The 18,570-nt window shown below is 46.8% G+C and carries 17 protein-coding genes and 1 pseudogene; 13 read left to right on the top strand and 5 right to left on the bottom strand.

Annotated features, from left to right (window positions below; all coding sequences use genetic code 11):
• A pseudogene (locus tag ACJMM9_RS16380) lies at positions 1–1,028 on the top strand (cell wall-binding protein); the annotation flags it as partial.
• Between the two features lie 36 nt (positions 1,029–1,064).
• On the opposite strand, the gene ACJMM9_RS16385 reads toward ACJMM9_RS16380, so the two are convergent.
• Entirely contained in the window at positions 1,065–1,793 is a 729-nt protein-coding gene (locus ACJMM9_RS16385) for an RsmE family RNA methyltransferase (RefSeq protein ID WP_405329363.1), read from the bottom strand.
• A gap of 35 nt (positions 1,794–1,828) precedes the next feature.
• On the opposite strand from ACJMM9_RS16385, the gene ACJMM9_RS16390 reads away from it, so the two are divergent.
• The 8 genes from ACJMM9_RS16390 (at position 1,829) to ACJMM9_RS16425 (ending at position 8,079) form a co-directional block, all read left to right on the top strand.
• The gene (locus ACJMM9_RS16390; RefSeq protein ID WP_405329366.1) at positions 1,829–2,623 is read left to right on the top strand and encodes an HAD-IIA family hydrolase; all 795 of its coding nucleotides are present in this window, start codon (positions 1,829–1,831) and stop codon (positions 2,621–2,623) included.
• Positions 2,623–3,477, top strand: coding sequence for a metal ABC transporter solute-binding protein, Zn/Mn family (locus ACJMM9_RS16395; protein WP_405329369.1), 855 nt, complete (start codon positions 2,623–2,625; stop codon positions 3,475–3,477). Before ACJMM9_RS16390 ends, ACJMM9_RS16395 begins: the two co-directional genes overlap by 1 nt.
• On the top strand, positions 3,477–4,250 hold the full coding sequence (locus ACJMM9_RS16400; RefSeq protein WP_405329371.1) for a metal ABC transporter ATP-binding protein: 774 nt from the start codon (positions 3,477–3,479) through the stop codon (positions 4,248–4,250). Before ACJMM9_RS16395 ends, ACJMM9_RS16400 begins: the two co-directional genes overlap by 1 nt.
• A 259-nt stretch (positions 4,251–4,509) precedes the next feature.
• Positions 4,510–4,800, top strand: coding sequence for a hypothetical protein (locus ACJMM9_RS16405; protein WP_012820392.1), 291 nt, complete (start codon positions 4,510–4,512; stop codon positions 4,798–4,800).
• A complete protein-coding gene (gene ybeY, locus ACJMM9_RS16410; protein WP_405329375.1) occupies positions 4,800–5,285 on the top strand; it encodes an rRNA maturation RNase YbeY in 486 nt (161 codons plus the stop codon). The genes ACJMM9_RS16405 and ybeY overlap by 1 nt, the downstream gene beginning before the upstream one ends.
• Positions 5,278–6,603 (top strand): hemolysin family protein, encoded by a 1,326-nt coding sequence (locus tag ACJMM9_RS16415; RefSeq protein WP_405329378.1) that lies wholly within the window; start codon positions 5,278–5,280, stop codon positions 6,601–6,603. Before ybeY ends, ACJMM9_RS16415 begins: the two co-directional genes overlap by 8 nt.
• A 202-nt stretch (positions 6,604–6,805) precedes the next feature.
• A complete protein-coding gene (locus ACJMM9_RS16420) occupies positions 6,806–7,798 on the top strand; it encodes an ORF6N domain-containing protein (protein ID WP_405329381.1) in 993 nt (330 codons plus the stop codon).
• 53 nt (positions 7,799–7,851) lie between these two features.
• The gene (locus ACJMM9_RS16425; RefSeq protein WP_405329384.1) at positions 7,852–8,079 is read left to right on the top strand and encodes a hypothetical protein; all 228 of its coding nucleotides are present in this window, start codon (positions 7,852–7,854) and stop codon (positions 8,077–8,079) included.
• Here ACJMM9_RS16425 and ACJMM9_RS16430 read toward each other — a convergent pair.
• The 4 genes from ACJMM9_RS16430 to ACJMM9_RS16445 form a co-directional block, all read right to left on the bottom strand.
• Positions 8,069–8,911 carry an NgoPII family restriction endonuclease gene (locus ACJMM9_RS16430; protein WP_405329387.1) on the bottom strand — a complete coding sequence of 281 codons (843 nt, stop codon included), beginning with the start codon at positions 8,909–8,911 and terminating at the stop codon, positions 8,069–8,071. The genes ACJMM9_RS16425 and ACJMM9_RS16430 overlap by 11 nt on opposite strands.
• Entirely contained in the window at positions 8,908–9,897 is a 990-nt protein-coding gene (locus ACJMM9_RS16435) for a DNA cytosine methyltransferase (protein ID WP_405329456.1), read from the bottom strand. The genes ACJMM9_RS16430 and ACJMM9_RS16435 overlap by 4 nt, the downstream gene beginning before the upstream one ends.
• Before the next feature lie 671 nt (positions 9,898–10,568).
• Positions 10,569–12,413, bottom strand: coding sequence for a DNA topoisomerase IV subunit B (locus ACJMM9_RS16440; protein WP_405329390.1), 1,845 nt, complete (start codon positions 12,411–12,413; stop codon positions 10,569–10,571).
• 157 nt (positions 12,414–12,570) lie between these two features.
• On the bottom strand, positions 12,571–14,187 hold the full coding sequence (locus ACJMM9_RS16445; protein WP_405329393.1) for an FISUMP domain-containing protein: 1,617 nt from the start codon (positions 14,185–14,187) through the stop codon (positions 12,571–12,573).
• A gap of 186 nt (positions 14,188–14,373) precedes the next feature.
• Here ACJMM9_RS16445 and ACJMM9_RS16450 point away from each other — a divergent pair, with 186 nt between their 5' ends.
• The 4 genes from ACJMM9_RS16450 (at position 14,374) to ACJMM9_RS16465 (ending at position 18,451) form a co-directional block, all read left to right on the top strand.
• A complete protein-coding gene (locus ACJMM9_RS16450; protein WP_405329396.1) occupies positions 14,374–15,063 on the top strand; it encodes an aspartate/glutamate racemase family protein in 690 nt (229 codons plus the stop codon).
• Positions 15,064–15,477: 414 nt separating this feature from the next.
• Complete coding sequence (locus tag ACJMM9_RS16455) at positions 15,478–16,311, top strand: TIGR02147 family protein (protein ID WP_405329399.1); 834 nt, start codon at positions 15,478–15,480, stop codon at positions 16,309–16,311.
• Positions 16,298–17,122 carry a hypothetical protein gene (locus ACJMM9_RS16460; protein WP_405329402.1) on the top strand — a complete coding sequence of 275 codons (825 nt, stop codon included), beginning with the start codon at positions 16,298–16,300 and terminating at the stop codon, positions 17,120–17,122. Before ACJMM9_RS16455 ends, ACJMM9_RS16460 begins: the two co-directional genes overlap by 14 nt.
• 12 nt (positions 17,123–17,134) lie before the next feature.
• Positions 17,135–18,451: a hypothetical protein gene (locus ACJMM9_RS16465; protein WP_405329404.1), complete on the top strand. Its 1,317-nt coding sequence runs from the start codon at positions 17,135–17,137 to the stop codon at positions 18,449–18,451.
• The last annotated feature ends 119 nt before the right edge of the window (positions 18,452–18,570 follow it).

Consider the following 18,570-nt stretch of genomic DNA (forward strand, 5'->3'; position numbering starts at 1 on the left):
TAAACGAGAAAAAAGTATATACTTTAACTAAACCGGTAATGAATATGGCCGTTCATGCACCCGCTATTAAAAAGGCTACAAATCCAGCGTACATTGTAAACGCTTATCACTCGGGAACGGTTCAAGGAGGAACTATTGTTGGTGGCCTAGTGGGTGAAGTGACGGGTGGTGACGATTCTCGTACGTTTATGGCGTATGTTTATAATGACGGAATTGTCAATGCGTCACGAGGGCCGATTGCTGGCGGATTAGTCGCAAACCAATATACTTCGACAACGATTCAGAATGCTTATAGCGCTGTTGATGTGACTGCAAAGACTCTATATGTGGGTGGGCTTGTATCGCAATCCTCTCATCCCATTGTTTTGACGAACGTGTTCTATAAAGGAACTCTTTCGCCGGACTCCTCTGCAGACGCTCTTGTTGTAAAGACGAGCAAAAACTATAAATTGACGGCAGACAACGTTTTCTTCCTTGAATCTGTACCTTCAAAGAATGGTGGCTTGGCTGCAACTGCAAATGCGTTTACCGATTTGTCTCTTGCTAAAAAATTGCATGATTACACTAAGGGTGATGTAAATGGCGATGGATGGAATCAGGTCGCTGGCGATCCGTATCCGAATTTCAAGAAGGATGTTGTGGATGCCTATGCAGAACAGTTTATCGTAAATCCGTCTGAACCTGGTTCGAACAGCTCTTCAAGCGTTTCGAGTTCGTCAAGTGCAACGGATGTGTCTTCATCGAGTGCGCCGCAGTCTTCGTCCTCAAACGTATCGAAATCAAGTAGTTCTGGCAAGGTCTCGATAGCATCTGCATTTGCTGCATCGCCGGTGGCGATTCGTACGCAAGGCCGCATGGTCGAAATTAGCGGTTTACAAGCGGGCGAAAAATATGCGCTCATGGACTTACAGGGGCGCTTGTTGCAACATGGTCAAGCCAACGGTTCTACGGTTATGCTGCAAGTGGCAAAGTCTGGTCGTTACCTCTTGCGCATTGCCGGACGAAATAGAATCGTGAATGTTCGATAAATATTAAAAGTGCCGCGCGGTTGCGCGGCATTTTCATTACAGCACTTTTCCTAAAGCAATTATTGCGGCGGTGCGGGCGCGGAGGCGTGTATTGCCTAAGTTCAGCAGATGGACTTTCCCATTCTTGAACGCTTTTATCGCTTCTATTTCGCGTGGCGAAAATCCACCTTCTGGGCCTACAAGTAAAGTAATTGGCGTGGTGTTCCCGTTTGCGGCGCTTTCTGCCAACCCCAAATCCAACTTGCGTTCTCCATCGATATCGCAGAGAATCAAGTCTCCCTGATAATCCTTGAGCCACTTGTCGAATTCAATCGGCCCTTCGATGTGTGTCATCCAGGGCTTCTTGGATTGCTTGAGGCTTACGAGCGATTTGAGTTCGGCGCGTCTAACCGTCTTTTTCAAGTCGGAGTTCTTGGGTTCTTGTGAGTAGTCCGTGCGCAAAAAAATGATGCTGTCCGTTTCAGTCTGAGCCGCATGGAAAACGACTTCTTCGAGCGCGTCATCCTTGAGGCAGGCGATGCCGAGGTTCAGACGTGGGCGCTTGAATGGAGCGTCTTCGACAGTATCTACCCGAACTTCGCAAGCTTTAGCGTCTGCCTTGGTGATTGTTGCATCGGCGTAATGCCCGAGGCCGTCGCAGAGCTGTAGCGTGTCGCCATTTGCGGCTCGGCAAACGCGTACGGCATGGCTGCTTTCATTTTCGTCCAAGATAATGGTGCCAACGCAAATGAGCGGGCAATAGAAACGACTATCAGGAGTTTTCATGCACGTTAAAATAGAAAATTTCTATATTACACCTCGTGAAAAATCCTGTTAAAGCTGTTGTCTTCGATTTAGACGGAACTCTCTATTTGAGTGGCCGCCCATACCCTGGTGCGGTCGAAACGGTCAATCGCGTGGCTAAGCGTGTGCCGGTCTATTATTTGAGCAACAACACGAGCAAGTCTCCGGTCTTTTACGAAAACCGCCTCAAGGTCATGGGGCTTCCGCTGGCTGATGATTCCATCATCTCGGCGCTTTACCTTTCGCTTGATGCGATTCACGAACGCAAGATTAAGAACGTCTTTTTCTTTGCGAATCCGGAAGTGTACGAATGGTTTGCGGCTCAGGACCCAAGCCTCAATTTGCGCCCGTCGGTTGAAGAAACCGAACTCGTGCTTGTCGCTTACCACAATAGCTTTGACTACCGCGAACTTTGTGAGCTTTCTTTCCGAGTGCAGCGTGGCATCCCGTTCTGGGTCACGCATACGGATTTTGTCTGCCCCGACGAACGCGGCCCGGTGCCCGATATCGGAAGCTTCATGGCTCTCCTCAAAACGGCTTACGGTGTCGAACCTGAGATGAGCTTTGGCAAGCCGAATCCGGCGATGCTCTCTGGGCTTTTGAAACTTTACCGCCCCGAAGAAATCCTGTTCGTGGGTGACCGTCTCTATACGGACTTTGAACTGGCGAAGCGGTCCGGCTGCCGTTTTGTGCTGCCTCTGTGCGGTGAATCGAAAATGGCGGATGTCGAAAAACTCGACGTGAAGCCTGAATTTATTGTCAATAATGTTAGCGAAATAGATTTTAACGCCTTTTTGGAAGGAAAAAAATAATGCGTCTTCTTCGATCCCTGTTTTTGCTTGTCTTGATTCCAGCCGCAATTGTCTGCGCTGGCAATGAACATATCACGGTTGCGGTTTCTTTACAGCCTTATTCTACTTTGCTAAAAATGCTTGGTGGTGCGCGCTTGAATGTGGTGACGCTTTTGCCGCCGGGTGCGGACCCGCACAATTATGAACCAAAGCCTGCGATTATCAAGGCGTTTTCGCTTGCCAAGGTTTACTTCACAGATGGGTCTGGCTTGGATAATGCCTGGCTCCCTCGTTTTCTGGGGGCTAATAAAAATGTTCAGGTCGTGAATTTCTCCAGGAATATCGAATGGATGAAAGCCGAAGATCACGATGATGAAAATGAGCTTGATCCGCATATTTGGACGTCTCCGTACCGTATGCAACTTTTGGCCATAAATATCTATGAAGCTTTGAAGAATATTGATCCTGAACATGTTGCTTACTACACGGCTAGATTCCAGAACACGCAGGAACTTTTGCGCAAGGTCCATCGTAAGTTGACTTCTGTGATCATGGGCTTGCCATTAGATCGTCGATCGTTCATCGTGTTCCATCCGTCGTATGGCTATCTCGCCAAGGATTACAAGCTCACTCAGTATGCAATTGAAGTGAATGGTAAAGAGCCGAAACCTCGGGATTTGGCGAAGCTCATCCAGATGGGGCGCAAAAAAAATATCAAGGCTGTCTTTGTGCAGCCGGAATTCAGCAAACGTGCTGCTGCGACTATCGCAAAGGATTTAGGCGCTGTTGTTGTCGAAACAGATCCGCTGTCTGAAGACTTTATCGGTAATACTCAAAAGTTTATTGATGCTCTCTCTGAGGCGAAAAAGAGATAATGTCTGCCATTGACATCAAAGATCTTTCGTTTGGCTATGGAAAGTCGCCCGTGCTTACGGACGTGAACTTGTCTATTGACGAAAATGACTTTGTTGCGATTATCGGGCCGAATGGCGGTGGCAAGTCCACGCTGATGAGGTTGATGGTCGGACTCTTGAAGCCGACATCTGGAACGGTGCGCGTGTTTGGCGAAAAGGTTCCGACGAAGAAAGTGGCTATTGGCTATGTGCCGCAGAACACGAACAAGAATATCGATTTTCCGATTACGGTGGGCGAATGCGTTGCAACAGGCAAGACTGGGCTTTCTCCCAAGTCGGATGAAGTGAAGGCTGCACTTGAGCGTGTGCATATCGCGGGCTTCCTGGACCGCCGTCTTGGTGAACTGAGTGGCGGTGAACGCCAGCGTGTCTTGATTGCACGTTCTCTTGTCTGCAATCCGAAAATCCTCTTTTTGGACGAACCGTCCAACAATATTGATGTGGCGGGAATTGAAGCTCTTTATAACATGCTTGCTGAATTTAGCGAGACGATGACGATTGTGATTGTCACGCATGACCTGATGGCGCTTTCGCACAAGGTGAAGAGTGTCGTTTGCGTGAACCACTCCGTGCATTACCACGAGGGCGCGAACCTGACCGAAGAAATGCTCCATAGCACTTATGGCTGCGAAGTCGATTTGATTGCTCACGGGGTGCCGCATCGCGTTCTCGGAAGCCATGACCATACCCACGGTGGCTGCTGCGAGCATCATCATGCGCCGAAGGCGCATTAGACGAGAGTACGCTCGCTAGGCTCGCTATAGACTAGAGACGAAAGAGAAATTAAGGTGCTTCGCACGAGTTGATGATTAAAAAATCTCTCGTCTCTCGTCTTTCGTCTGGACTCAATAAAAATCCTAATCGTTAACCACCAACCACTAATCACTTTTATATAACAATACCTCAAAGCGAGTGTAACGAGCGCGCCCATAGCCCACAAGCTCCATAATAATGTTATAATTGTATTGTACTTGTGTTTCATTGGAGGTAAAAATGAGTGCAGAAGTCGAAGATTTGACCGTCGAATACACTGACGAAGAAACCGGCGAAGTCGTCATCAAGGAATTGAGCAAGGAAGTCCTTTCGAAGGGCGCCTGGCCGACCGTGATGTTCTTCTACCAGGACCGTGACCCGAAAACGGGCGAGTTCAGCGAACCGAAGGTCTCTCTGCGCCGTTACCGCAAGATGCAAGGCACATTCAAGCCCCAAGGCAAGTTCAAGATTACAGGCAAGGCGCAAGCCGAAGCCATTATCAACGTCTTAAAAAAGTGGTATAACATTTAATGCCAGACCCTGCTAGTAAAAAGAAAGACTACACTATCGATTTCCTGTGCGAGGGGAATATCGAGTCCTTCCCGTGGAAGGATAAGTTCGAAGCTATGGCCCGCAAGCTCCTTGCCGAAGAAGGTACGGAGAATAACGTCAACATCGTGCTCTGCACGGACGAGTTCGTTCGCGAGATGAACAAGAACTACCGCGGACTCGACAAGGTGACGGATGTGCTTTCATTCGAATGGCACGAAGAAATCCCGGGCGAAGATGAAATGCTCGGCGAAATCTACATCGCAAGAGACCAGGTCAAGCGCCAGGCCCCGCAGTACGGCAACAGTTTTTTTGCCGAGATGAAGCGCGTGATTGTCCATGGCTTGCTCCACCTGTCGGGGTACGACCATATCAAGGCTGCCGACCGCAAGGTGATGCGCGCCCGCGAATGTGAGTTCCTGGGACTGGATCCGTACAAGGACAAGGAGAGCATGGAAAATGGGTGATCCGAACACCATTGCGATTGTTCTTCTCGTTTTCTTTCTTTTAGTTTCTGCGTCGTTTACTTTAATCAAGGCTGTCTTTGCCGCCATCTATGCCAAGCGTGAAGACCACGACCGCACGGACCGCGAAGCGAAGATTGCAAAGATTGTCGAAAACCGCGGCTACAACGAAACCGTCTCCATCGGCCGAATCTTTTCGGACGTGGGCATTGGCGTGTTCGGTTTTTATCTGTTCTCGAATGCCCCGTGGCAGTGGACGCACGACTTTTGGCTGCTCGGAATCATGGCGTACATGCTTTGCGCTTGTGCCGTGATTTATGTCGTGACCATCTTTTTCCCGAACCTGATCGGCAACTTGAAACCGGATACTTTGTCCGTGGTGCTCGTGCCGCTGTACAGGCTCATCCGCATGCCGTTTGTGCCGGTGGGCCGCGTTTGCCATACGATTTACCTCAAGCTTTTGGACGCTCTCGGCTACGATGCCAAGCTCAGCTTCTTGCCCGAAGAACGCCGCGACGCTGTGCAGGCGGACCTCTCGGATGCATCGCTCTCTGAAGGCGAAGGCCTTGAAAAAGAAGAGCGACAGATGATTCTCAACATCTTTGACTTCGTGGAAACGCCGGTGCGCGAAATCATGACGCCGCGTGTGGATATGTGCGCCATCGATGTGGATACGTCGCTTGAGGACTTGGTAAAGGTCTTGAACAACGAACGCCATTCGCGTTTGCCGGTGTACAAGGAAACGGTCGACAACATTGTCGGTATCCTTTCGAACCGCGACTTCTTGGAATGGTACACGGAACATCACGATGAACCGTTTGACTTGATGAAGCTCGTGATGCCGCCGGTCTACGTGCCATACCACAAGAAGATTGACGATCTTTTGACGGAACTCCGTAAGACGGGTAACCAGCTCGCGATTGTTGTCGATGAATACGGCGGCACGGCTGGCCTTGTCACGCTCGAAGACATTCTCGAAGAAATCGTCGGTGAAATCCGCGACGAAGACGACATGGACGAAGACGAGGACGTGCAAAAGTTGAAGGACGGACGCTACATTCTCGACCCGCTGATGACGCTCTCGGATTTGGAATACGAACTCGACGTGGAACTCAAGCCGCCTGAGAATTCCCATGTGGAAACGCTTTCCGGCCTTATCCAGGCAACGCTTGGAATCATCCCGTCGCCGGGCGCCGAAGTCAAGATTCAAGGCTACACGTTCCGCGTTCTGCGCATGGACGGCACCCGCATGGAAAAGGTCATGATGATCCTCCCTGCCGGTGTGAAAGGCCCCAAGACGCAGACTCTGCATAAAGTGTAAGTCTCTTTAAATGTAAATGAAAAATCCCGCGACTTTTTAGGTTCGCGGGATTTTTGATTTTAAATATTGTTTTTTTGAAATTGTTTTTTGTATATTGAAATTATTGGTGATTGTTGTTCACCTCAAACAAAAATAAAGAGTTATCAAATTGCCGGTTTTTTATATGAAAATATAAAAGCCGGCTTTTTTTGTGGGGGCAAAAATGAAAAGCAATGTAGGCAATGAGGTTATCTCGTTGAATCCTTTGACTGCGACTGGAATTGAAAGGATGATTCTTGTCATTCGTGATAAGCAAGTGCTACTTGACCGCGATTTGGCTACGCTTTATGGGGTGGAAACGAAACGCATCAATGAACAGGTGAAACGTAATATCGAAAGATTTCCTGAGGAATTCTGCTTTCAGTTGGATTTGGAGGAGGCTTCTCGTTGTTCAAAGTCGCAAGTTGCGACTTTGAACGCTAGTGGCAATAAACGCGGTTTTAATGTGAAAAAATTGCCTTATGCATTCACGGAACAAGGGGTTGCAATGCTTTCTGCCGTATTGCATAGTGAAAATGCCATTAGAGTAAGCATAGGCATTATGAATGCTTTTGTAGCCATGCGTCATTTTATGATGCAAAATGGAGGCTTTGTTAATCGCCTTTCAAATGTAGAAGCGAAGATTATTGATCAGGATGAACGGATACTTGCGCAAGACCGGAAAATGCTTGAACATGAACAAAAATTGGATGAACTTTTTGAAGCTATGGATAGGGGCGAAATGCGTTCAAAGGGCTTGTTCTATAATAACCAGGTTTTCGATGCTTATGTGTTTGTGTGTGGTTTGATTAGGCAGGCCAAAAAGAGAATTGTTCTAGTTGATAGATGTGTGGACGAGAAAACTTTGGCAATAATGCTTAAACGGCAAAAAGATGTTTCTGTAACAATTTATACCTACGACAAAAGTAAAGTTTTTGGAGTTGACTTGTCGGTGTATAATGCTCAATATCCGAATTGCCCAATAAAAATTTTGCCCAGTTATGGTATGCATGATAGATTCCTATTTGTTGATGATACCGCATATCATTTTGGTGCGTCGCTCAAAGATTTGGGCTCTAATACCTTCTTTTTTAGCAAGGAGGATTTTACCTTGGATGAGGTTTTAAAGAAAAGTAATGAAATTTCGAAAGAAAAAGCACGGAATGAAAAATACTAGTTGTCGTTTTGTGACATTGGATTAAACTATTTTTTTATACAGGATTTATCGAAATGAATGAAAAATTACAAATTATTGAAAATGCTTTAAAAGAACTCGGATTTTCAACCGAGCGAGATTTTTTACCTGTAGTTCTCGATAAGTATGTTTCTATGGGTGGACGGTTCTCTTATTGCGGGGCTACCAATGCAAAAATGCATTTGGAACTTGATGATGAATTCCAAATGCTTGATAATATCGCCTATTCTTTGGGGCTCGAATTTGTAGGATTTAAAAGCTAAAAGAAATTAGTTTTGCGTCTCGCAGGTTTGCTGGATTGTTTGGATCTTTGATGCGAATGCTGGAAATTGTTAGTGAATTTTCGGTTCCCGCTAAATTTTCCAAAGATGAGGTGTTTTCGAGTGTTGCCCATTTTTCATTATTGATGATGCACATGAATGAAAAATGGTTGTTGGAATTTCGCTGGTATACATAAGAAAAAACTTTCCATGGGTTTTCTATGCCCCACATACCACGAACTCGCATATATGTTATGCCTAGGGGATCGACCTTATTGATATGGCCGAGTTCTCGTGATTCGGCAAATTCAATTGAAGGAATGCTTTCTACGGATTCTTTGATGGTGTTCTTTATTCTCAAATAACAGGATTCGTCAGCACAATAATCCATGCCATAGACTATACTCAATTGCTTTAGTTGGTTGCTTTGCACGAAACCGACAACATACATGATATCTTTACAATCCCATTGTTCGGCCTTTTGGCAAGCTTGGCTTATCATTTGACTGCTTGCGAATAGCTTGTTTTTGGGGTAGCTACTATTTAAAGCAAGTGCAGAATTGGGTGATTCTATTTTCTTGACTTCAATGGCGTCACCTTTTCTTAACATGGCGTCCGGTGGATTGGAATTATTTCCTAAATAGGAAAATGTTTCATGGATCTTTTCTAGCCTTTGAGCTCCTTCAATATCGAATGTTCCTGCAAAAAGGTCTTTGACATATTCTTCCAAACCATCACCGGAATTGTTTGCTCTGTTGTTTCCTGCTGTATTTTCAAGAAGGGAATTGTTTTTGTAATTCACGAGATTGATTATAGCATCAATGATATTGCTCATTTCAAATCCTTTTTGATTTGCATAGCCATGGCGTATGCGAGATTAACAGGAACGGCATTGCCGATGACTTTATAGCCAACAGAAACATCTTTATAGATGAACTTGTAGTCGTCAGGAAAAGTTTGAATTCTAGCGCATTCGCGAACGCTTAATCGTCTATATTCTGATTCGTGACCTGGTGCGAAAATTTGTTTGTTCTTTTCGACCTTGACCATTTTTGGAGCTTTGGGATGAAATGGAGCTTGTCGTCCGCCCGCTTGAATTGTAAATGAAGGCTCGTCCCAGCTGCGCACTCTATTGCGTGACATGAATATGGGAGAGAATCCTCCCGTCATGTATTCATGATTGGGAATATTGAGGTCTTTGTTCGCTTTATTGAATTTTTGTGCGGGAATGGCTTCTGGCAAGTCGCCAATGGCTTCTTTTAGATTAGGTTTATGTTCTAAAGGTTCTGGATGGACAAATTTTTTATTTAAATCCTTTCTGTAGCCAACTATGATAACTCGTTCTCTGTCTTCGGGAACATTGTAATCGTTTGCGTTTACGAGTTTCCAGGATACATTGTATCCAGCTTCTTCGAATTTATTTAAAAACTCTTGAAATGACTTGTAATGTCTAGAACTAAGAATTCCTGATACATTCTCGCACAAGAAAAATTTGGGTTGTTTTGCTTTTAATACGCGAATGTAATCGTAGAATAGCAGGCCCCTTTTGTCGTTTATTCCGCGACCGGCTCCAGCTTCGCTCCAACTTTGACAGGGTGGACCTCCAAGAATTCCATCGCAATCTGGAATTTCATCTTCAGAAATGTCTGTTATACTTCTATGGTCTAATGGTACATTGGGGTAATTGGCTTCGAAGGTTGCCCATATGGATTTATCGTATTCGTTTGCCCATATGATTTTAAATCCTGCGTTTTCAAAACCTTTGTCAAGTCCACCGCATCCCGAGAAGAGAGATACTATTTTAAGAGCTGCTTTTGTCATCATTCGCTCCGAGTTGAAAGTGAACGAGTTCACTCTCGTTGAAGCCTGAATGTGTGACAATTCCAAAAGAATGCAATAACCCGCGTTGGTGCATTGCCATACACCAACATCCCGAATGCTTTGGGCACTCAGGATACAATACACTCATTTTTATGAGTGATAGCGAGTAATTGCCTTATTCTTTATGTATGAAAGTGTCGAAGTTTCAGGTAGAGAACAAGAGCGATACTCTGCGAGTTTGCCCTTATGTTGCTCTGACTCTGACTTTTTTGAATACAAAAAAGGCGTGGAGTTGAATGCATCTATCTACCTGAGGCCTTCGACTGCCCTACACAAATAAACGCAAACAACTCACGCCCCAAAAGGTCGTGCGGCATCGGCAAAGATAAATTGCTATATAGCCAAACGATGCGGCAGACTATTGTCTGTCGCAGACGTGAGCGTCCGTCTTATTCTCTGTGTATGAAAGTGTCGAAGTTTCAGATAGAGAATAAGAGAAAACCCTATTTTATGCCGTAAATATAGATTTTTATGGAATTTGGAAAAAATAAAAATGCCATTCTATTGCCTTAGGCTTTAGAATGGCATTAAAAGCTAGTGATTTAGTTTTTTAACTGCGGCGAAGCCGCCAGCCTTTAAACTAAAAACTAATGACTAATGACCGATGACCGCTACAACTCTTCCACGGCTTCTGCTCTCAGGTTCAGCACGATGTGTTCCTGGCGCATCGGCGTGTTGTTGCCCATGTAGTATTCCAGCATTTTGCCGAGCGAAGCGTCGGGTGGAATGCTCACTGTTTCAAGGCGCATGTCCTCGTTGATGAACTGTCCGAATTCTTCCGGGCTGATTTCGCCAAGACCTTTGAATCGTGTAATCTCGAGACCGGTCTTGCCAATTTCCTTTGCAGCCTTGTCGCGTTCTGCTTCATCGTAGCAGTACTTGGTCACCTGCTTGTTGCGCACACGGAAAAGCGGCGTCTGCAAGATGTACAGGTGCTTCTGTTCTACGAGTTCCGGGAAGAACTGCAAGAAGAATGTCATGAGCAAAAGGCGAATGTGCATACCGTCCACATCAGCATCGGTCGCGATAATCACTTTGTCGTAACGCAAGTTCTCGAGACCGTTTTCGATGTCGAGCGCGTGCTGCAACAAGTTGAATTCTTCGTTCTCGTACACGACCTTCTTCGTCATGCCAAAGCTGTTGAGCGGCTTACCGCGGAGGCTGAACACAGCTTGCGTCTGCACGTTACGGGCCTTGGTGATGGAACCGGATGCGGAGTCACCTTCTGTAATGAAAATCATCGATTCGCGGTTGAGCGCGTTTTTGACGTCGGTGAGGTGGATCTTGCAGTCGCGGAGTTTGCGGTTGTGCAAGTTCGCCTTCTTGGCGCGTTCGTTCGCGAGCTTCTTGATGCCTGCGATTTCCTTGCGTTCACGTTCGTTTTGCGTGATGCGGTTGAGGAGTGCCTTTTCGGTTTCGGGATTCTTGTGCAAAAAGTTGTCGAATTCGCTTGCTACGTAATCCACGACCCAGGAGCGCAGCTGGGCGCCACCCGGAGCGACCGTCGTCGAGCCGAGCTTTGTCTTTGTCTGGGATTCGAAAACCGGTTCCTGGATGCGCACGGAAATCGCACCAATGACGCAGTTACGCACGTCTTGCGGATCCAAGTCCTTCTTGAAGTGGTCGCGAGCGCCTTTCACAAGACCTTCGCGGAAAGCCTGCTGGTGCGTACCGCCCTGCGTAGTGTGCTGACCGTTCACAAAGCTGTAGTAATGTTCGCCGTACTGGTTCCCGTGCGTGAAGGCACATTCGATATCCTTACCCTTGAAGTGGATCACCGGGTAGCGGATGGAATCGTCCACGTGCTTGTTCAAAAGGTCCAAAAGGCCGTTCGGGCTCGTGTAGACCTTGTCGTTCATTACGAGCTGGAGGCCGTTGTTCAAGTAAGCGTAGTTCCAGACCTTTTCTTCCATGTAGGCTGGGAGGAAGCGGTAATTCTTGAAAATGTCGGCATCCGGTTCAAAGTAAATTTCGGTACCGTTCTTTTCAGTTGTTGCGCATTCCTTGTAGTCCTGCACAAGCACACCACGGCTGAATTCGGCCTGCTTCATGCGGCCGTCGCGGTAGCTCTTGACGATGAATCTCGTGGAAAGTGCGTTCACAGCCTTTGTACCCACGCCGTTCAAACCGACGGACTTCTGGAATGCTTCGGAATCGTACTTACCACCCGTGTTGATCTTCGATACGCAGTCAATGACCTTGCCGAGAGGAATGCCGCGCCCGTAGTCGCGCACGCGGGCCGCATGATCGTCAATATTGATTTCAATTTTCTTGCCGGCACCCATCACGAATTCGTCGATGGAGTTGTCGATAATTTCCTTGACGAGCACGTAAATGCCGTCGTCCGGGCTTTGTCCGTCGCCAAGTTTACCGATGTACATACCGGGGCGCAGACGGATGTGTTCATGCCACTCTAGGGATTTGATGCTGTCTTCTGTATATTTCGTAGCTGCCATTAATCAATCTCTTTAAAATTCACTTCCATATATAGCAAACGATTTTCGCACCAATACTAATGGGGGCTTTTGTGTTTGCTATGATCGTCAAGCAAATATATAAAAATTTTGAATACTGCACGTTAGTGCATTTGAAATACACGGAATGTTCAATTTCCTAATTGTCCTTGATGCAGCGGACGGGCACGAACTGTCCTTTTTCGCGCGGATCGACTTCGCTGAAGTTGGCATGCGTTGTGGCGATGTAGAATTCTTTCCTTGAGTCTACCCAAAAGTATCCATATGTCACACCGAGATAATCCCAACCATACGGATCAACAGCATTGATGGATAAAAGGGAAAGTCCGGATTCGTTTGTCGCGCCACGTTCGCCAGTCAGGCGTGAAAAGAGTTTTGGCAAGAATACGGTCGCTTCGGCGTAGGGCATTTCATCCCAGTTGGAAACGTCCGCTTCTTTAGGCAGGTGCCAACCTTCGGGGCATGCGTGGGTGGCGGCGTCGGCATTGTAGAAGCGCCCGTATCTGCAACCGATTTTTTGTGCGCATTTGCTGTAGTTCTTGATGAGGGAGTCGCTTTCGCTGTAGTAGTTGATGTTTTCGGCCATCCAGACTTGATTCTCGAAAACGACGGTTCTGTATTTCTTGCCGTCTCTCGGGTCGGTCAATGTGTCGTATTTGATATTCTCGTTGAAAAAGTATTCCTGGGGCAGGCTATCGACGAGGTTGTCCCTAGAGAGGTACCACCGACCTTCGTAGCATATGTAGAACTCGCTTGGGAAAGAATCGCTCGGGAAACGCGTGTTGTTTACGGAGCATTCTTTGCCGTGTGTTTCGTATTCCTTTGCGTTTGGCGTTCTCCAATTGTTGTAGGCACAGACGAAATCCTTGCCGTTATCTTTGCAATTTACCTTGTCCGAGCTGCAACGGTATGTTTTGAAAAGTCCGTAATGGGCGGAGTCGCAATAGGGGAGCTGTCCGCAATGCCTCCACAAGTTCCTTAAAATATATTGCGGTTCCTGAACGGCGTAATTGGTGCTGTATCTTCCGTAATCTCCCCAGGTTGATGTCGGGTTGATTATGCTTAAGAATTTCTCGATAGAAAAACCTTCATAGGCGGAACATATAAATGTCTCGTCGAAGGTCTCGCCTTTCGTGAATTTTTCGATAAAATCGCTTCTCGTCTTTGAAGAATCGTTGTCGGGAGGGATTAAATGTGAAAATGTATAGCCGATAGATGTGGAATGTAAAGTTTGGTGTTGTAGCAGTGTGTCTAGGGAGAATATGGAATAAAGTTTTAGCTTTGCCGTATTGAACGCGCTGGTGGAATCCATGCCTTGCTTTACAAGAGTTTCAACGACTCCTGCTGTCAGCTGCCTGATGACGCATTCGGGGTCTTCGTTGTAATTGTCTGGATTAAAGGAACTCGTGGAGATGATGCAACTTGTTTTTGCTGGTGGAGTCGCTATAGAACTGCTCGATACTTTTGTTTCGGGCGCTTGCGCGCTTGACTGCGGGGCCGAAGAAGACGATTCGCTTAATGAACTTGAAGACGGAAGTTCGGACAAAATGCTTGATGACGGTTCTGATGACGCGACGGATGATTCTACGGATGATTCTGGCAATGCGCTGGAGGACGAAATCTCGGAATCGCTAGACGGTGAAAGCACCTCTAGAGGTGGCTGGCTGATGTTTTCTTCGTCGCAACCTGCAAGAAAAACAGCGAAGGCAATCCCTATAATTGAACTGGTTATAAATGCTTTGTTTCTGAAATTCATCTTTCCCCCTTTGATACTGAGTAATATATAAAAAACGGCTGTTCTTAGTCTGTTAATTTATTTTTGATTTGATTTTTGTGTTGTCAGGTTCTCATGTTGTACTTTTGATTGACGGACCTGTAAATATTTGTTATAATTGCGCTGTCGCTGGCTAGTGTTTGTTAGCCGCTTGTGTGCGAGGTTCCTATGAAAACGATTGGTCTGATTGGCGGTATGAGCTGGGAAAGTACAATTACGTACTATGAAGTTCTGAATAAAGAAATTGTCCGTGCGTTGGGCGGTTTCCATAGCGCAAAGATCTTGATGTACAGTGTCGATTTTGCAGAACTCGAAGCGAACATGTCCAAGGGCGACTGGGATGGCAATGCTATGATTCTTGCGGATGCGGCAAAGCGCCTTGAACGTGCTGGTGCCGATTTTATAGTCATTGCGACAAATACGATGCACAAGCTGGTACCACAGATTGAACGCGAAATTCAAATTCCGATTTTGCATATTGCAGAAGCTGCGGCTGAAAGTGTCAAGCGCGACGGGTTTTCGAAGGTCGGACTGCTCGGTACCAAATTCACGATGACGCAAGACTTTATCAAGGATCGCCTCAAGAGCGCAGGCCTTGAAGTCGTTGTTCCTGATGCTTCTGACATTGAAATTGTGAACAACGTGATTTTCAACGAACTCTGCCTCGGTAAAGTTCTCGATGCGTCACGCGCGGAATACCAGCGCATCATTGCATATATGAAAGATCGCGGCGCCGATTGCGTGATTCTTGGCTGCACGGAAATCGGTATGCTCATCTCTGAAAAGGATAGTGTGCTCCCCGTGTACGACACGACAATCATCCATGCCAAAGAAGCCGCCCGTAAGGCTTTGGGATAAGTTTTTTATTGTCATGGCGCTTTTTACGTCATCCTGAGTGGCTTGCCCCGAAGGATCCAGTAAAGTTTTAAGATTGCAATAGTGAAACTTAACTGGATGGGGCGTATGCCCCAATTCTTTGGTTCGGTTATGCCCATGCGAGCGTGGGCGCGACACTCACCTTCTGAGTTGTCCTCACTTCGTTCGGAATGACGTGCAAGGTTAGACTGCACGAACGCTTGCGTTCGTATTGGATAACCGCAGTAGTCAAGCCCCGTTAGGGGAATGACGTGTCGTTCTATATGCTACATGATGTAGTATATGCAAAATTTTTATGATGAATTTTTATAAAAGTGCCTAAATTTTGCAAAAATCTTTAATTTTGTAGCATAAAATGTCTTGATTTCTGAAAAATACGGTTTTATATTTTTTAATATGAAACCGATCGTCGAATATACCGATTTCCGCATGTTCATGCGTGATTACTACGAGGAACGCAAGCGCTGTTCCGCGTTTTCCTGGAGAGAGTTCTCCAAGAACGCTGGATTCAGTTCTCCCTCGTACATGAAGGTCGTTTGCGACGGTAAAAGCAAGTTGAGCCGGATCGGCGTGGAACGCACGGGGGCCGCCATGGGGCTTGCCGGTTTCGAAATGGATTATTTCAGGGCAATGGTCAAGTTCGGCCAGGCGGAAACGGAAGACAGTAAAAAAGCTGCCTATAATGAAATGCTTTCCATTGCAAATGTCTATAAAGTTAGGTCCATTGAAGGCGAACTTTTCAGGTTTTACGATACCTGGCACAATTCGGTCCTCAGGGAACTGGCTCCGATTATGCCCGGCGCCACCCCGGGGGAAATGGCAAAGATGTGCTATCCACAGATTTCTGCGGCGGAGGTTCGCGCTTCTCTCGACTTCCTCACGAAATCGGGACTCCTGAAAAAAGAAGATGACAATTTTGTCCAGTCCGAAATTTCGATCCAGGGCACGACGGATGCGACGCGACTTGCCATGAGGAATATGCATCGCCAGATGTCCAGGCTTGCGACGTCGTCGCTTGAACTTCCCAAGGACATTCGCAATTTTAGCGGCGTGACCATGGGGCTTTCGCGTGAATCTTTCCGCAAAATAGAATGCGTACTGAACGAATGCCGTCGCCAGATTGTTGCCATCGCCGCCGAAGAAAAAAATATTGAACAAGTTTATCGATTGAATTTGCAGTTATTCCCCCTGACGAAAAACGTGAAGGAGAACGAAAATGAAGAAGTGTAGTTTGTGTGTACTTATAACGCTCTCGGTAATCATTTCGTTGAGCTTTTTTGCGGGCTGTTCTTCGGAGAAAATTGCAGGCACGTCCGTAGAATCGAATGAGCTTGCTAATCGGAGTTCCTCTAGTTCTTTCGATGACTCCAATCTTGGCTTAAAATCCAGTAGCTCGGTAACATCCTCGAGTTCTTTCGGCGATTCAAAGTATGGTGAAAAATCCAGCAGTTCCGAGAGACCCAATGAAGGCGCGACGAAGCCGAATACGCTGGACTATTACTTGAAAATGCTCAATATCGAATCAGGCGCGTTTGACAAGGGCATTCTGTCAACATCGATTGCTCAAAATAAAGATGGCGGTCCGCAGAATCCGAATCCGCCGATGACGAGCGAATTTGATACGCCTTGGCCGCACAAGATTGTAAGGCAGAATGTTGATGCCTTGAGTGAGTACTTCCCGATGGCTGTAGCGATGTATCCGCAAATCATTGCGGCGATAAAGAACGAGACTTTGGACGAAAACTGTGGACTTTATACGTTCAATGTGTATAGCGATGGTTTGTCGGCGGCCTATATTGTATCGGAAATTACCGAGAATGTCATCAAGGTGCTTGATGTCCCGGCGGGCGATTGCAACGCGATTCCTTTGAGCGTAATGTCTAGGTTCTTGTTCTACTACTGTGGTGAACTCAATAGCCATGCCGAAACAGAACATTTCGCAGTTGATGTGGTTCTGTCTGGCGATTGCCCTGTTCTTAAAAAGGGAAACGAATGGGTGAGCGATAAATCGCCGACTTCATCAAAAGAACTTATAAATTAAGGAGAAAACATCATGAAAAAGAATCTTTATGTCAAGGCGATGAGCCTTGCCGTTGTGGCGGCTACCTCTTTCGCGGTGCTTGCCTGTGATAACGAAACTCTCAGCGGTCCAGATTTCAACAGCGGAAACGGAGGGAATTCTTCGGCGATTGAGCCGCCGAGTCCGCAGTCCTCTAGCCTGGAGGTTGTCGAAAGCTCTTCGTCTGTCGAAACGCTTAGTTCCAGCTCTGTTGTTGCAAGTTCCTCGTCTGTGGATCTCAGTAGTTCTTCTGTAGGCGTGTCGAGTTCGAGTGCTGTTGAAACTTGCCCGAATGGCCGCTGGACTACATTCTGCAACGGAATTGAGTCTTATGAACCCGTTTGTTGCGAAGAAGAACCTGTGAAAAAATGCCGCCACATCACGGATTACGATGGTATGACAGCGCAAGGTAACTGCGTGAATCAGAACGGCCGCACAGCAGTTGACTGCGTGACAGGCGAAAACTATGAATGCAAAAGCAATAATTGGCAACCGGTAACTTGCCTGAATGTCAAACCGTCAGAATGCCCTCCGGGAATGGGTGGCTGTGGTTACCGTCTCTGCCAACCGGACGGCATCCAGGAAATTGCCGATTGTGAAAATGGCGTGATTTACGTTTGCAACGGCGAAATGTGGGAAGTCAAGAAGACGGAAGAAAATCAGCGTTGCGCTCGCGGTGAACTTGAGTACTGCGAATCCTGCTTTAGTGAAGGTGAATTTCAAGGGCGCTATAAATGTGAAGGCGGTAAATGGAGAAAGTATGGCATGGGTGATGAAATCTGCGTACACATCACCGATGTCAAATGCGATGAAACTAAGCAAGGCTGCCGTTCTTGCGGTGGAAACCAAAATGAAATTGCAATTGATTGCAAAACGGGGAATGAATTTGTGTGCAATCAAGGATTCTGGTCTCTGAATGTTATGGATTGCGAGGCTAGTGCCGAAGGCTGTGGGCGAAAGGATGTTCCGCCTCCTTGTGAGGCAAATGATGGCGGTTATTGTGGCCCTGACAATGATGCATGGCTGAATGAGCCTTGCGAAGACGGCGAATCAAGCAGAGACCTCCGCATTAGATTAAGTGATGGTTCCTATAGATCTGAAAATTACATCTGCGTGAACAACAAGTGGGTGGAACGCTTCAAGTATTACGAATGTGGCGAAAATGAAGATTGCGACCGCCCTTCGTTGCGTTGCCAATCAAGCTTCGTGATTGGAACCTCTTGCGAAAATGAAGGCGAGTCTAGCGAAATTGATGGCTGCGTATTCCTTTGCAGCGCCGGCCGCTTCCTCTACGCTCCGGCACCGTGGTGATTTTCACAACCCGCGATATCATCCCGGACTGAGCTTGCCCCGGACAAGTTCCGGGGTTCCGGGAGGGAATCTCCCTTGATCTGAAATGTGCAAAAAAGCGGCGCCATTCGGCGTCGCTT

It is taken from the genome of Fibrobacter sp. (assembly GCF_045112255.1).
GTDB lineage: Bacteria > Fibrobacterota > Fibrobacteria > Fibrobacterales > Fibrobacteraceae > Fibrobacter.